Source organism: Micromonospora sp. NPDC047644 (assembly GCF_040704315.1).
In the GTDB taxonomy this organism is placed as follows: domain Bacteria; phylum Actinomycetota; class Actinomycetes; order Mycobacteriales; family Micromonosporaceae; genus Micromonospora.
The window spans coordinates 129,806-144,573 of record NZ_JBEYSY010000002.1 but is presented as its reverse complement, the minus strand read 5'-3'; the positions used below and the strand labels follow the sequence as shown (position 1 = coordinate 144,573).

Here is a 14,768-nt window from a genome sequence, read left to right as displayed (position 1 = left end):
GCACCCGGTGAGGTGCCGAGCGCGGCGGGGTCGGTCAGTGGATGACGACGGGCGTTCTGACCTGCTCGCCCTGCGGGTCGTCGAGCTGCGCCGGCTGACGTCGGCGCGGCAGGAACGCCGCCGGGATGATGGTGAGCACGACCAGCGCGAACGCGACCCAGAACGTGCTCGCGAACGACTTGGCGGCGAAGTCCAACCCGCGCTCGATGATCGACGGGTCCACCGGCATCTGCTGGAGCAGCTCCGGCCGCTGCTGGGAGGCGATGGCCAGCCCGGCTTCGGTGATCGGCTTGCCGCTCTCGTCCACCAGGCCGGGGATCGGCCGGGAGCCGTTCAGCTCGTTGGTGAGGATCACCGACATCACGGCGGCGCCGACGGAACCGCCGATCTGCTGGAGGATGTTGACCAGCGTCGAGCCGCGGGCCACCTCCTGCGCCTGCAACGTCCGCAGCGCCGACGTCATGATCGGCATCATCGTGCCGCCCATGCCCAGACCCATCACGAACAGCGAACCGCCGAGCAGCCAGTACGAGGTCTGCGGGTCGACCTGGGTGAACCCGAAGAACCCGACGACGATGAGCCCCAACGCGAACGGGACGGTACGCCCGATCGGCACCCGGTCGGCCAACGTGCCGGCGATCGGCATGGTGATCATCGCGCCGATGCCCTGCGGGGCCATCAGCAGGCCGGCGGCCAGCGTCGACTCACCGCGCACCTGTAGGAAGTAGCTCGGGAACAGCAGGCCGGCACCCATGAACGCGATGATGAACACGAACATCGTCACCGACGCGATGGTCAGGCTGCGGTTGCGGAACAGCCGCAGGTCGAGCAGCGGGTGCCGGGGCTTGAACGAGTAGAGCACGAACGCCACCACCAGCGCGCCGCCGACCAGCATCGGGGCCCAGACCTTGGCCTCGGCGAAGGTGCCCGCCTCCGGCAGGGACGAGACGCCGTAGAGGAACAACGCGAGACCCGGCGAGAGCATGAGCATGCCGACGAAGTCGAACGACTCGGACGGCTCGGGCGCGTCCTTCGGCAGCGCGACCTGCGCGTAGACCAGGGCGATCAGGCCGATCGGCAGGTTGATCAAGAAGATCCAGTGCCAGCTCGCGGTGTCGATCAACCAACCACCGAGGATCGGGCCGCCGATCGGCCCCAGAAGCATCGGGATGCCGAGGACGGCCATCAACCGACCGATCCGGTGCGGACCGGCCGCCCGGGTCATGATGGTCATGCCCAGCGGCATGAGCATGCCGCCACCGAGGCCCTGCAGGACCCGGTAACCGATCAGCTCACCGATCGTGTCGGCCATGGCGCAGAGCCCCGACCCGATCGTGAACAGGGTCAGCGCCACCATGTAGAGCCGCTTGGTGCCGAACCGGTCCGCCGCCCACCCGCTGAGCGGGATCACGGTGGCGAGCGCGAGAGTGTAGGCGGTCATGGTCCAGGCGACACGGGCGTAGGACGCGTCGAACTCACTCTGGAACTTGGGCAGCGCCACGCTGACCACCGTCACGTCGAGGATCGACATGATCGCGCCAAGGACGACGACGCCCGCCACCTTGAGCACCGCGCCGTCGAGTTTGTCCGATGTCGCGAGGGATTGCTGTGTCACTAACTCTCCTGAAGTCGATTGAGCCGGCCGACGGTGGGCGGTGGCGGCGATGCCGCGCCGACCGGGCGCGGCGCGCGACGTGCCAGGACGACGACGCGCGGAGGAAGACTAACTGCCATCTGTGACGATTCGCCGCCGGATTTCGTGACGGCCCGGCCACGTATCCGATCGGCTTTGCGACTGTGGCCGGACGTCGGGGTGGCAATCAGCCGGCACAGCCGCGAGCTGGTGCCCTGCGTCGCCGGCGACGCCGCCCTCTTCGCGTCGGTGACCGCGCGGAATGGGGGCGGCGGGTGGCCCAGATGCGCAGGCGTCACCGATGGCCGGCAGAGAACTAGCCGCTGCGCCTGCTGGCGTCGAGCGCGGCCTGCTCCACTCGCCGGCGGTGGTCCCGCCACCATGACTCGTCCACGGCGGGCAGATTGTCGTGCCTTGGCAGCAGCCCGGCCGTGCCATCGATGAGTTCGCGGACGATGTCGGCGTGGCCGGCGTGCCGTTGGGTTTCCGCGATGACGTGGACCAGGACGTGGTGCAACGTGACCGCCGCATCGCCCCACCACGGCACGTGACCCACTTCGTGCAGTGCGAGGGCTTCGATCGTGGTGTCGGCGTGGGCGATCGCGCGCCGGTACAGCGCCACGATCTCCTCACGGGTCTCGTCCGCACTCGCCCACATGTCGGCATTGGTCTCCGCACCGTCACCGACATACGGCAACTCCTGCTCGAACGGTCGACCGAACACGACACCGAAGTAGAGGATCTCCATGGCCGCCGAGTGCTTCACCAGACCGAGCAGATTGGTGGCGGTCGGGGTCAACGGACGCCGAATATCGTATTCGCCGAGCCCGTCGAGCTTCCACAGCAGCGACTCACGGCCGCCCTTCAAGTAACTGTGCAGGTCCGCCTTCATCGCGGCACTATGGCATCCGGTCGGCGTCGGCGTTGCCCCGGCGACCCCCGAAGCTCATGGTCGGCAGGACACGCCACCCCGCCCCGCCGGTGCTGGGGGCCCGGCCTGCCGGTACCTGGGCCCGGCAACCAGACGTGCCCAACGATGTGCCAGTCGCCAGCCAGGGATCGCCGAACCGTGGATAAACCGCACCTGGTTGGGGTTCGGCAGCGGTGCGACGGTCGGTCCATGACACCTTCCACCTACACCGTCACCGGCCACTGGATCGGCGGCGAGACCGTCACCGGCTCCGCCGGCACCCTTCCCGTCGTGAACCCGGCCACCGGCGAGGTCGTCGCCGAGACCCCGGCCGGCACCGCCGCCGACGTCGACCGCGCCGTCGCTGTCGCCCGTGCCGCCTTCCCGGCCTGGTCGGCGACCACTGCGCGGCACCGGGCGGACGTGCTGCGCCGCCTCGGCGCCGGCCTCGCCGCCCGCACGGAGGAGATCGCCCAGGCGATCACCGCCGAGATGGGCTCTCCGATCGGCATGTCCCGGACCGCCCAGGTCGCGTTCCCGGCCGCTGTGGTCGACTCCATCGCCGGCCTCGCCGACGACTTCGCCTGGACCGAGGAGGTCGGCAACTCGCTGATCGTCCGCGAGCCGATCGGCGTGGTCGGCGCGATCACGCCGTGGAACTTTCCGCTTCAGCAGATCGTCTCCAAGCTGGCTCCGGCTCTGCTCGCCGGCAACACGATGGTCTTCAAACCGTCCGAGAACGCCCCGCTGACCGCGCGCATCCTCGCCGAGGTCGCCGCCGAGGCCGGCGTACCGGCGGGTGTCTTCAACGTGGTCTACGGCACCGGCGCGACCGTCGGCGAGGCGATCTCCGCCCACCCGGACGTCGACATGATCTCCTTCACCGGCTCCACCCGGGCGGGACAGCGGATCTCCGCGGTGGCCGCGGCGACCGTCAAGCGGGTCGCGCTGGAGCTGGGCGGCAAGGGCGCGAACATCATCCTCGACGACGCCGACCTGCCCACCGCTGTCGAGCGGGGCGTGATGATGGCGTTCAGCAACGGCGGTCAGGTCTGCGGCGCGTGGCCACGGATGCTGGTGCCCGCCTCCCGTCAGGACGAGGTCGTGGCGTTGGCCGTCGAGGCCGCGAAGCAGTACACCGTCGGCGACCCGGGCGACGAGGCCACCCGGATCGGCCCGATGGCGTCCGAGGCCCACCGGCAGAAGGTCGTCGGCTACATCGAGCGGGGCATCTCCGACGGCGCGCGGCTCGTGTTCGGCGGCCCGCAGCGGCCCGCGGGGCTGACCGTCGGGGCCTACGTCCAGCCGACGATCTTCGCTGACGTCGACCCGGCCTCCGCGATCGCCCAGGAGGAGATCTTCGGCCCGGTGCTGACGATCATCCCGTACACCGACGAGGAGGAGGCCGTAGCCATCGCCAACGGCACGCTGTACGGCCTGACCAGCGGCGTCTTCGGTGAGCCGGAGCACGCGCTGGCGATCGCCCGGCGGCTGCGCGTGGGCCAGGTCGACGTGAACGCCGGCCACTGGAATCCGCTCGCCCCGTTCGGCGGCTACAAGCACTCCGGCAACGGTCGCGAGTTCGGCCGGTTTGGGCTGGAGGAGTTCCTGGAGACCAAGTCCATCCAACGCTGACCCCTCCCCCTCCCGCCCACGCCCACACCCGCGCCCGCGCCCGCGCCCGCGCCCGCGCCGATCTTGCACTTTCGGTCGCCGATATGGGGTGCTACGCCCCCTATGTACCGACAGAAAGTGCAAGATCGCGCAACCCGGGGCGGGGCGGGGCGCGGACGGGGCGGGGCGGGGGCGCGCAACGCGGGGCGGGGCGGGGGGCGGGGTGGAACGGGTGGGGTGGAACAGCGGGGCGGGGCTGGTCTGTTGCAGTTGATGTGCCGGGCGACTGGCTGGCACCCACCGATCGGAGAGACACGTGGACCGCGCCCAACTCGCGAGCTTCCTGCGTACCCGCCGGGAGGCTCTGCAGCCCGAGGACGTGGGGTTGCCCCGGGGGCCCCGGCGGCGCACCGGAGGGCTGCGGCGTGAGGAAGTGGCCACGTTGAGCGGGATGTCCACCGACTACTACAGCCGGTTGGAGCAGCAGCGCGGGCCGCACCCCTCGGAACAGATGCTCGCCGCGCTGGCCCGGGGCCTGCGGCTCTCCCTCGTCGAACGGGACCACCTGTTCCAGCTCGCCGGTCACGCCGTTCCGCGCCGCGCGGTGCGGGCCGACCACGTGAACCCGGGGATGATGCGCATCCTTGACCGGATGCACGACACCCCGGCCCAGGTGGTGAACCACCTCGGCGAGACCCTGGCGCAGACCGCGCCGGCCGTCGCCCTGCTCGGTGACGAGACCCGGTACACCGGGTTGGCGCGCAGCGCGCACCACCGCTGGTTCACCGACCCGAGCGCACGGCAGTTGCACCCGGCGCAGCATCACCAGACGCAGAGTCGTCTGCTCGTGGCGCACCTGCACGCGGCGTACACCCGCGATGGGCGCGGCTCACGGGCCGCCGCGCTCGTCGACGACCTGCTGGCCAGGAGCCCGGAGTTCGCGCAGCTCTGGCGGGAGCACCCGGTGCCCGCCGGCTACTGCCCGCCCAAGCACTTCGTGCACCCGGAGGTCGGGGCGTTGGAGCTGCACTGCCAGACGCTCGTGGATCCCGATCAGTCACAGACACTGTTGGTCTTCACCGCCGTGCCCGGGTCGCCGAGCGACGAGAAGCTGCGCCTGCTGGCCGTCATCGGCGGCCAGCTCGTCTGACCGCCATCAGCTCGGGCGGGGGTAACGGGCGGGGCTGACCCCCAGGTAGCGCCGGAAGTGGCGGGTCAGGTGCGCCTGGTCGAAGAACCCCACCGCGACGGCGGTCTCGACGGGCCGCTGCCCGGCGAGGAGCAGGCGACGGGCCAGCTGGACCCGGCGACCGGTCAGATAGGTGTGGGGTGGCACGCCGTGCGCCTGGGTGAACGCCCGGACCAGGTGGGTCGGGTGGGCGTGCAGCAGCTCCGCGGCCTCCCGCAGGGTGACGCCCTCGACGGTCCGGGCGTCCAGCAGCTCCCGTAGGCGCACCGCGAGGCCGTGTCCGGCCGGCTGGACACCGACCGGGCAGCGCTGGCGGAGTTGGCGGCGGAGCCGGTCCAGGATGAACGCGAGCCGGCTCTCCGCCTCGAACTCGTCGCCGGGCGCGGCGAGCACCTGGTGCAGGCGGTGGACCCGGTCGCGCAGCCGCGGATCGGCCAGGTCCGGCTCGTCGACGGCCCGCCCGGCCAACTCGGCGTCGAGCGCCGAGGTGTCGAGGTACAGGACCCGTTTGCGGAAGCCGTCGGGTGTGGCGGATCTGCCGTCGTGCGGCACGTACGGCGGCAGGAGGGTGACCGACGTGCGCAGCGCGCCGTGCCGGTGCCGGTCCAGGTCGAAGCGGACCGCGCCGTCGTCGACGATCAGCAGCGTCCAGACGTCGTGGATGTGCCGAGGGTAGGCGTGGTCGACGAAATGGGCGTGAAAGACCTCGGCGACCCCGGCTACCGCGGGTCGCCACGCGCTGACATGCGAGCCCGCGGGGCGGGTGACCACGCTAAGAACGTACAAGACCGGTAGGTGTCGGGGCGGGCAGGCTCGACGCCATGACCGAACCGATCCGCTTTCCCACCAAGATCGCCGTGCTGCTCCGCAACGACCTGGCGGGCTGGCAACGGCTGAACGTCACCGCGTTCCTGGTCAGCGGCATCGCGAGCACGCTGCCGGAGCTGGTCGGCGAGGAGTACCGCGACGCGGACGGCACCGGCTACCTGCCGATGTTCGGCCAGCCGGTGCTGGTCTTCGCCGGGGACCGGGCGACGTTGGTCGGCGCGCACTCGCGCGGCCTCGCTCGTGGCCTGCGGCTGGCGATCTTCACCTCCGAACTGTTCGCCACCGGCAACGACCGGGACAACCGCGCCGCCGTCCAGGCGGTCGGACGGGAGAAGCTCGACCTGGTGGGCCTGGCGTTGCACGCGCCGCGCAATGTGGTGGACAAGGTGCTCAAGGGTGCGTCCATGCACCCGTAACGGCATCCGTGGCGACGAAGGCATTGATATCGGCCTGTATGACTGTAATGATTAACACACTTTACAGTTGTTTCGCCGCCCCGGAAGGACCCCCCACATGGCGCGACGATCGGCCGGGCTCGCGCCCCGCCACCCCCGCATCAGACTGATCTCCGCGCTCGCTGCGGCCCTGCTCGCCGTACCGACCGGACTGGTCGTCGGCGCATCGCCCGCCGTGGCGGCCGCGACCGGCACCATCACCGGGTACGGCGGCAAGTGCGTCGACGTGGCCGCAGCGAACCCGGCCAACAACACCACGGTGCAGCTCTTCACCTGCAACGGCTCCACCGCGCAACAGTGGACGGTCGGCGACGACGGCACGATCCGGGCGCTGGGCAAGTGCCTGGACATCGCCGCCGCCAGCACCGCCAACGGCGCCCGGGTGCAGATCTACGACTGCAACGGCACCGGGGCGCAGCAGTGGTCGACCAACGCCGGGCAACTGGTCAACCCGACCTCGGGCAAATGCCTCGACGCGACCGGCCAGAGCTCGGCCGACGGGACGCCGTTGCAGATCTGGAGCTGCACCGGCACCGCCAACCAGAGCTGGGCACTACCCACCGGGGGCGGCACCACACCACCGCCGTCGAGTGGTTTCACCCACCCCGGTGTGCTGGTCAGCCGAGGCCAGCTCGACTTCGTCCGCGGCCGGGTGCAGGCCGGCGCGCAGCCGTGGGCGTCGGCCTACAACCAGATGATGGGCAGCCGGTACGCCTCCCTGTCGCGCACCCCGGCACCCCGTTCGGTGGTCGAGTGTGGGTCCTACTCCAACCCGAACAACGGCTGCACCGACGAGCGGGAGGACGCGATCGCGGCGTACACCGACGCGCTCGCCTGGTACGTCACCGGGGACGCCCGCTACGCGCAGAAGTCGATCCAGATCATGGACGCGTGGTCGGCGACGATCACCGCGCACACCGGCAGCAACGGCCCGTTGCAGACCGGCTGGGCCGCCTCGGTCTGGCCCCGGGCAGCCGAGATCATCAAGTACACCTACACGAGTTGGCCCAACGCCAACCGCTTCGCCACCATGCTGCGCAACGTCTACCTGCCGGTGGTGCGCAACGGCTCGAACAGCAACGGCAACTGGGAACTGACCATGATGGAGGCCGCCGTCGGCATCGCGGTCTTCCTGGACGACCGGAGCGCCTACGACGCGGCGGTCACCCGATTCCTCAACCGCACCCGGGCCTTCATCTACCTGCCCAGCGACGGCGCGTTGCCGTACACGATGCCCGGCAGCGGCCTGGACACCAGCTCGGAGATCATCGGCTACTGGCAGGGCCAGTCCACGTTCGTCGCCGGCCTCGCCCAGGAGACCTGCCGCGACTTCGTCCACACCGGGTACGGGATCTCCGCCATCTCGCACGTCGCGGAGACCTCCCGGATCCAGGGGCGGGACCTGTACCCGCAGGTCGGCGAGCGGCTGCGCCAGGCGCTGGGCTTCCACTCGCGCTACCAGCTCGGCGAGGCGCCACCCTCCTGGCTCTGCGGTGGCAGCCTCACCCGGGGCCTCGGGCCGATCACCGAGGTCGGCTTCAACGCGATGAGCACCCGGTTGGGCAACGTCATGACCAACACCCAGACCCTCACGCTGCAACAACGTCCGGCCGGGACGAACAACCTCTTCGTCGCCTGGGAGACGCTGACCCACGCCAACAACCCCAACTGACCGGGCCGTCGTGGGGTGGCGCGGTGCGACGCCACCCCACGACGGTGCTCAGTTGTCGGCCCCCAGCGCCTGCACCGGGCTGACCCGCGACGCCCGACGGGCCGGCAGCACCCCGGCCAGCCCGGTCAGCCCGACCAGCACCACGAAGAGCCCGGCCAGCGGCAGCAGCGGCGCGGTCAGCGGCGCCTCGATCCCGAGGGTCTGGACGGCCAACCAGGCGTACGGAATGCCGAGCACCAGGCCGATGGTCGCGCCGATCACCCCGTACAGGCCCGACTCGACGGTCAGCATCGTGCGCAGGCCGGTTCGGGACAGCCCGATTGCCCTGAGCAGCCCGGACTCGCGTACCCGCTCCACCACCGACAGCGCGGTCGTGGAGCCCACGCCGACGACCGCGATCAGCACGGTCAGGCTGACCAGACCCACCGCGATCCAGACCAGGGTGCGGAGCACCGCGTCATTGCGGTCCCGGTCGTCGGCGAGCACCGCGAGGCCCACCCCGTCGCTGCCACCGATCGCCTGCCGCAGCGCCCGCACCCCGGCGGTGCGGCCGTCCTCGCCAGCGCCGGCGGCGTCGGCCAGCAGACCGGTGTACGCGGCCGGCACGCCGAGCCGGTCCAGGTCCGCCGGATCGGCGAGGATGCCCGTGTGCAGCGGGCCGTCACCGGGCAGGACGGCGGCCACCCGCACGTCGACCCGGCCGGCGGGAACGGCGAGGGTGACGGTGTCGCCGACCCGCAGGCCGGCGTCCCACGCGACCCACTTGTTGACCACGATCCGTCCCGGGCCACGATCGGCCAGGGTGCCCTGGGCCACGTCCAGATCGCCGGTGCTCGGCAACGCCGCCAGGTCGAGGTCGCTCGTCAGGTAACCGGACTCGGTGGTGCCGAGCTTGTCGACGCCGCGCAGCAGTGTCGCGTCGTCGACCCTGCGGTACGGCACCACCCGGGCCAGCGCACCGCGCGCCGCCTCGGCCCGGGTCACCACGGCCGGCGGCAGGGGCTCACCGTTGGTCGTGACCTCGAAGTCGGTCGGAGCCGACAGTGCCATCTCGCGGTCGGCGAGGATCCGCAACGACGCGCCGCCGATGACCACCCCGGAGATCAGGGTCACCCCCAGCGCGACCACGACGGAGACCGCTGCCGCCCGGCGTGGAGCCCCGCCGATCCCGCCGACCGACATCCGCCCGAGCGGCCCGAGCTGGCGCAGCGGCCAACCCACCACGGCCAGCACCGGGCGGACCAGCAGCGGACCGAGGGCCACCAGCGCGAAGAACGCCATCCCGCCCGACGCGACAAGCAGGAGCAGGGGCAGCGTCGGGTTGTAGTCCGACTGGTCGGGCTTCGGCAAGCGACTGATCGTGGCGACCGCCGCGAGGACCGCACCGCCGGTCAGGAGCAACCCCGACACCAGGCGCGCCGCCCCGATGCCGCGCCGACCGGCGGTGGTGCTCGCCGACCGCAGCGCCTCCAACGGGGAGACCCGGGCGGCCGAGAGCGCCGGTGCCAGCACGGCCGACACGGTGACCACGACAGCGCCGATCACCACCGTGACCGCTTCCGCCAGCGGCAGGCCCGGCGAGGAGACCTGGTGGCCGGCGGCGCGCAGGACCGGCGGCAGCGCGTACCCGAGGGTGAGCGCGGCGGCGACCCCGACGAGCCCGGCGACCAGCCCGGTCAGGGCGCCCTCGGCGGTCAGCGCGCCGACCAGGGTGCCCCGACTCGCGCCGACGGCCCGCAGCAGCGCGAGCTGCCGCATCCGCTGGGCGAAGACGATGCGGAAGGTCGAGGTGACCACCAGCGCCGCCGCGGCGACCGCGATGGAGACGAAGACGCCGACCAGAATGAAGAGTTTCCCGACCTGCTCGGCCGCCGCCCTGGCCTCGGCGTCGCGTACCTCGGCACCGGAGCGGATCGGCTGGGCGGCGACCACGGCGCTGACCCGTTGCCGGACCGCGTCGGGTGCGGTGCCGGGCGTCACCCGCACGTCCACGCGTTCCACGGCCGTCAGTCGCGCCCAGCCGATCACCGCGCTCTCCGGGGCGTACGCGTCGTAGCCGGCGTCGACGGCGGTCTCCACCATGGCGGTCACGGTGAGCGGAGCGGGCGCGCCGAGTTCGCCGCCGGTACCTCTGGTGGTGGTGCCGACCGACAGCCCGAGCCGCTCGGCGGTGCGCGGGGTGATCGCGATCTGGCCGGGGGCGTCGGGGTACCTGCCCGCGACGACCCGGACCGTGCTCAGCGGGCCGCTGCCCGGATCGGACCGCAGGTTGAGGTATCCCTCGCCGATCGAGACGCCGGTGGCGACCCGGGCGACCGCCTCGGCCACCCCGGGCACGGCCCGGATCTGCTGCACGTCCCGCACCGTGGGTGGCGGCACGTCGACGCTGCCGATCACCAGGTCGGTGACGGCCGGGGTGCCGCTGAGGTTGTCCCGCACGGTCCGCTCGGTGATCTGTTGCACCAGCACGGTGCCGACGACGACGAACGACGCGACCAGGATCGCCAGACCGGTCAGGATCAGCCGGCCGGGCCGCCGGGCGGCGGCGGTCGTCTGGGTACGCAGCACTGTCGCCCTCATCGGCGGGCCGCCAGGTCACGCAGGGCGTCGGTGACCGACATCTGGTTCGGCTTGTCGATCTCGCCGGCCAGCCGCCCGTCGGCCAGCAGCACCACCCGGTCGGCGTACGCGGCGGCGATCGGGTCGTGGGTGACCATGACGACGGTCTGGCCGAGATCGCGTACGGAGTCGCGCAGGATGGTGAGCACCTCCGCGCCGGAGCGCGAGTCGAGGTTGCCGGTCGGCTCGTCGGCGAAGACCACCTCGGGGCGTGCCACCAGTGCCCGGGCGAGGGCGACCCGCTGCTGCTGGCCGCCGGACAGCTCGCTGGGCCGGTGGTTCAGACGGTCGCCGAGGCCCAGCATCCGTACCAGGCGCGCGAGGAGTTCGGCGTCGGGCTGCCGACCGGCGAGATCCAGCGGCAGGGTGATGTTCTGCGCGGCGGTGAGCTGTGGCAGCAGGTTGAAGGACTGGAAGACGAACCCGATCCGTTCCCGGCGTACCCGGGTCAGGGTCCGGTCCGACTGGCCGGTCAGCTCCGTGCCGCCGAGCAGGACGCGACCGGAGGTGGCCGTGTCGAGGCCGGCGAGGCAGTGCATCAGGGTCGACTTGCCGGATCCGGACGAGCCCATGATGGCGGTGAACTCGGCCCGGCCGAAGCCGACCGAGACCCCGTCCAGGGCACGGACGGCGGTGTCGCCGCTGCCGTACACCTTCACCAGGTCGACCGCCGCTACCGCGGCGTGGCTGGTCTCTGGCGGGGCGTGGGTTGTCATCGTTCCTCCAAAGGCTGCGTGGTGACCGGGAAAGCCTCGCCGCGACCGGTGGGCGGGCGCATCGGCCCGGGGCCGGGTATGACCGGCGCCGGGTCTTCCTTTCGGCCGATCCGGCACCTCCGTCCGGCTGGCTACGCTGGGTCACCATGAGCACGCCGGATCTTCGACGATGGTGGGTACGCCTGGCCCAGGCCGCCGGGCTGGTGGCCATGGGGCTGCTCGCCCTCTTCGACCTGCGGTACAGCTCGCCCACGGGTCTGGCCGCCCTGCTGCTCCTGCTGGTACGGGTGGGGCTGGCGGTGGCGACGGTTCCGCTCTGGCTGCCGGTGCACCGACCGGGATCCCGCCGGCTGCCGTTGGCCGCGCTGGTACTCGCCTCTGCGTCACTGGTCGTGACCGCGGCGATCGTGATCATTCCCGACGGCCGCTACGGGCTCGGTGGCGGCAGTTGGGGGCTCGCCGAGTCGGCCGGGCTGATCGGGGTGGTCTTCGTGGTGACTCGCTGGGGCGCGCCCCGACTCGCCCCGGCGGCGGCGGTGGTCGCCGGGCTGGCCGTCGCCGCGCTGCCGCTGCGTTCCGGCGCCGAGAGCCTCCTGGTGATCTTCGGTCTACTTCAGGTGATCGCCGCCGCCGGCGCCGCCGGGGTGGGGCTCTACCTGCGCGTCGTGGCCGCCGGCCGGGAGCGGGCCATCGCCCTGGTGCGGGCCGAGCAGCGTGCGGAGTTCGCCCGGGACCTGCACGACTTCATCGCCCACCACGTCACCGGCATCGTGGTGCAGGCACAGGGCGCCCGGTTCGTCGCCGAGCAGGACCCGCAGCGGGTGATCGTCGCCCTGGAGCAGATCGAGCGGGCCGGCGCGGAGACGATGGCCTCGATGCGGCGGATGGTCGGCATCCTGCGCAACCCGGACGCGCCGCCGGACGCACCGCTGGCGCCACTGGCCGGGGTGAACGAGTTGGAACCGCTGCTGACCGGGTTCAACGGCGCGGCGAACGCGCCGGCACGACTGCACGTCGACGGCGACCTGGACGGACTACCGGTGGAGGTCTCGACGTCGGCGTACCGGGTGGTGATGGAGGGGCTGACCAACACCCGCCAGCACGCGCCGGACGCGCGGTCCGTGGCCGTGGCCGTGCGGCGTACCCCGGGCTGGTTGCTGGTTCGGGTCGCCGACGACGGCGCGTCGCCACGAACCGCGCCGGCCCGGGGGCACGGCTTCGGCCTGATCGGCCTCACCGAGCGGGTCCGCGCCCTCGGCGGCACGATCACCGCCGGGCCCGGCGTCGCCGGTGGCTGGGTGCTCGACGCGGCGTTTCCGCTGCAGGTGGCGGCAGCCCGGTGATCCGGGTGCTGATCGCCGATGACCAGGCCATGGTCCGGACCGGCTTCGGCATGATCATTGGCGCCCAGTCGGACCTGGAGGTGGTCGGCGAGGCAGCAGACGGCGTCCAGGCCGTCGAGCTGGCCCGACGACTGCGCCCGGACGTGGTGCTGCTGGACATCCGGATGCCCCGCCTCGACGGTCTGGAGGCACTGCGGCTGCTCGCGGGGCCGGGCGTCGCCGACCCGATCCGGGTGGTCGTCGTGACGACCTTCGACCTCGACGAGTACGTGCACACGGCGCTCTCCAACGGCGCGTGCGGCTTCCTGCTCAAGGACTCCGGCCCGGCCCTGCTGGTGGAGGCCGTCCGCGCGGCCGTGTCCGGAGACGCGCTGATCAGCCCCTCGATCACGGTCCGGCTGTTGGAGCACCTCAGCTCGCCGGCCCGGGCGCGCGACGACGGCGGTCTGTCGCCACGGGAACTCGACGTCGTGAAGCTCGTCGCCCGGGGGCTGACCAACGCCGAGATCGCCGCCCGGCTCTTCATCGCCGTGGGCACGGTCAAGACCCACCTGGCGAGCGTGCAGATGAAACTCACGGCCCGCAACCGGGTCGAGATCGCCGCCTGGGCCTGGGAGCGCCGTCTCGTCGGCTGACGGGACAACGCCCTGACCACCGCTCACCTATCATCGTCACCAGTCGATGACTGGTCCGCTGCGCTCACTCGAAGGCGAGGCGATCAACCATGCGCGATCATCCGAGGCGCGGCGCCCGGTCCCGGGCCGCCGCACTGGCCGCCTGCACGCTCACGGCAGTCCTGGTGGCGTCGGGCGCGACCCCGGCGTACGCGGCCGCCGACGACACCGAGCCCCCCACCGCCCCGGGCCCGATCACCGTCACCGCCATCGACACCACCTGGGTCGAGCTGACCTGGGCTGCCTCGACCGACAACGTGGGGGTGGTCCGTTACCCGGTCTCGGCGCGGTTCGAGGACAACGGCCTCACCTGGTCGACCGACACCAACAGCATTCGGATCACCGGCCTGCGGCCGTCGCGCACCTACACCTTCTTCGTGTCGGCGGTGGACGCGGCCGGCAACGGCTCACCGTCGAACCCGAGCCTGCGGTTGACCATGCCGCCGGGCGACGACCAACCGCCGGGCGCGCCGGGTCAACCGGTGGCGTTCGACGTCACCGCCACGGCGGTCCGGCTGCGCTGGGCGCACTCGGTGGAGAATGCGGCGCTCGAACGGTACGAGGTGTTCCGGGTGGACGCCGGCGGCGCTCTCACCCTGGTCCGCGACGTTTCCCAGTACCCGCCCGTCAACAGCGCCACGATCAACGGGTTGGCGCCGAACACCACCTACACCTTCGTGGTGCGAGCCCGCGACGAGGTCGGACTGCTGTCCGCGCTGTCCGCACCGGTCACCGTCACCACCCTGCCGCCGCCGCCGAGCTGCGCGGTCCGGTCCGTCGTGCGGCAGTGGCCGAACGGCTTCGTGGCGCACCTCGTCGTCGAGAACACCGGCTCGACGGTGGTCGACGGGTGGGCGATGACGTGGCGGTTCTGGGCCAGTCAGCAGGTGCAGGGCATCTGGGGCGCGAAGGTCGTCGACCGCCTCAACAACAGTTACCTCCGGGTGGGCAACACCGGTCGCAACGCGGTGATCCCGCCCGGCGGCACCGTGTCGCTGGGGCTGGTCGCCACCGGCACGCAACTGCCGGAGGAAATCACGCTCAACGGCGGCCTGTGCACGGTGGCAGACGAATAACGCTCGACCCCGGGGTCTGGCGTGCGCCGCGACATCTTG

At 71.9% G+C, this 14,768-nt stretch carries 12 protein-coding genes; 7 read left to right on the top strand and 5 right to left on the bottom strand.

Going from position 1 to position 14,768, the window contains the following annotated elements:
• Positions 1-34: 34 nt before the first annotated feature.
• Positions 35-1,615 (bottom strand): DHA2 family efflux MFS transporter permease subunit, encoded by a 1,581-nt coding sequence (locus AB0877_RS03850; RefSeq protein WP_366606395.1) that lies wholly within the window; start codon positions 1,613-1,615, stop codon positions 35-37.
• A gap of 334 nt (positions 1,616-1,949) precedes the next feature.
• Positions 1,950-2,525, bottom strand: a complete 576-nt coding sequence (locus tag AB0877_RS03845; protein WP_366606393.1) for a DinB family protein — start codon at positions 2,523-2,525, stop codon at positions 1,950-1,952.
• Positions 2,526-2,753: 228 nt separating this feature from the next.
• Here AB0877_RS03845 and AB0877_RS03840 point away from each other — a divergent pair, with 228 nt between their 5' ends.
• Complete coding sequence (locus AB0877_RS03840) at positions 2,754-4,178, top strand: aldehyde dehydrogenase family protein (protein ID WP_366606392.1); 1,425 nt, start codon at positions 2,754-2,756, stop codon at positions 4,176-4,178.
• Positions 4,179-4,473: 295 nt separating this feature from the next.
• The gene (locus AB0877_RS03835; protein ID WP_366606390.1) at positions 4,474-5,307 is read left to right on the top strand and encodes a helix-turn-helix transcriptional regulator; all 834 of its coding nucleotides are present in this window, start codon (positions 4,474-4,476) and stop codon (positions 5,305-5,307) included.
• Positions 5,308-5,313: 6 nt separating this feature from the next.
• On the opposite strand, the gene AB0877_RS03830 is transcribed toward AB0877_RS03835, so the two are convergent.
• Positions 5,314-6,117 carry an AraC family transcriptional regulator gene (locus AB0877_RS03830; protein ID WP_366606389.1) on the bottom strand — a complete coding sequence of 268 codons (804 nt, stop codon included), beginning with the start codon at positions 6,115-6,117 and terminating at the stop codon, positions 5,314-5,316.
• Between the two features lie 50 nt (positions 6,118-6,167).
• On the opposite strand from AB0877_RS03830, the gene AB0877_RS03825 reads away from it, so the two are divergent.
• Together AB0877_RS03825 and AB0877_RS03820 are read left to right on the top strand one after the other, a co-directional pair.
• Positions 6,168-6,590 (top strand): DUF2000 domain-containing protein, encoded by a 423-nt coding sequence (locus AB0877_RS03825; protein WP_357207495.1) that lies wholly within the window; start codon positions 6,168-6,170, stop codon positions 6,588-6,590.
• Positions 6,591-6,687: 97 nt separating this feature from the next.
• Complete coding sequence (locus AB0877_RS03820; protein ID WP_366606387.1) at positions 6,688-8,301, top strand: ricin-type beta-trefoil lectin domain protein; 1,614 nt, start codon at positions 6,688-6,690, stop codon at positions 8,299-8,301.
• Between the two features lie 48 nt (positions 8,302-8,349).
• Here the strand turns inward: AB0877_RS03820 and AB0877_RS03815 are convergent, their stop codons facing one another.
• Complete coding sequence (locus AB0877_RS03815; protein ID WP_366606385.1) at positions 8,350-10,869, bottom strand: ABC transporter permease; 2,520 nt, start codon at positions 10,867-10,869, stop codon at positions 8,350-8,352.
• A gap of 8 nt (positions 10,870-10,877) precedes the next feature.
• On the bottom strand, positions 10,878-11,636 hold the full coding sequence (locus tag AB0877_RS03810; protein ID WP_366606384.1) for an ABC transporter ATP-binding protein: 759 nt from the start codon (positions 11,634-11,636) through the stop codon (positions 10,878-10,880).
• A gap of 146 nt (positions 11,637-11,782) precedes the next feature.
• Between AB0877_RS03810 and AB0877_RS03805 the strand changes: the two genes are divergently transcribed.
• From AB0877_RS03805 to AB0877_RS03795, 3 genes are all read left to right on the top strand, one after another.
• The gene (locus tag AB0877_RS03805; protein WP_366606382.1) at positions 11,783-12,979 is read left to right on the top strand and encodes a histidine kinase; all 1,197 of its coding nucleotides are present in this window, start codon (positions 11,783-11,785) and stop codon (positions 12,977-12,979) included.
• Positions 12,976-13,614 (top strand): response regulator transcription factor, encoded by a 639-nt coding sequence (locus tag AB0877_RS03800; protein WP_366606380.1) that lies wholly within the window; start codon positions 12,976-12,978, stop codon positions 13,612-13,614. Before AB0877_RS03805 ends, AB0877_RS03800 begins: the two co-directional genes overlap by 4 nt.
• An 89-nt stretch (positions 13,615-13,703) precedes the next feature.
• Positions 13,704-14,729, top strand: a complete 1,026-nt coding sequence (locus AB0877_RS03795) for a fibronectin type III domain-containing protein (RefSeq protein WP_366606379.1) — start codon at positions 13,704-13,706, stop codon at positions 14,727-14,729.
• Positions 14,730-14,768 lie beyond the last annotated feature (39 nt).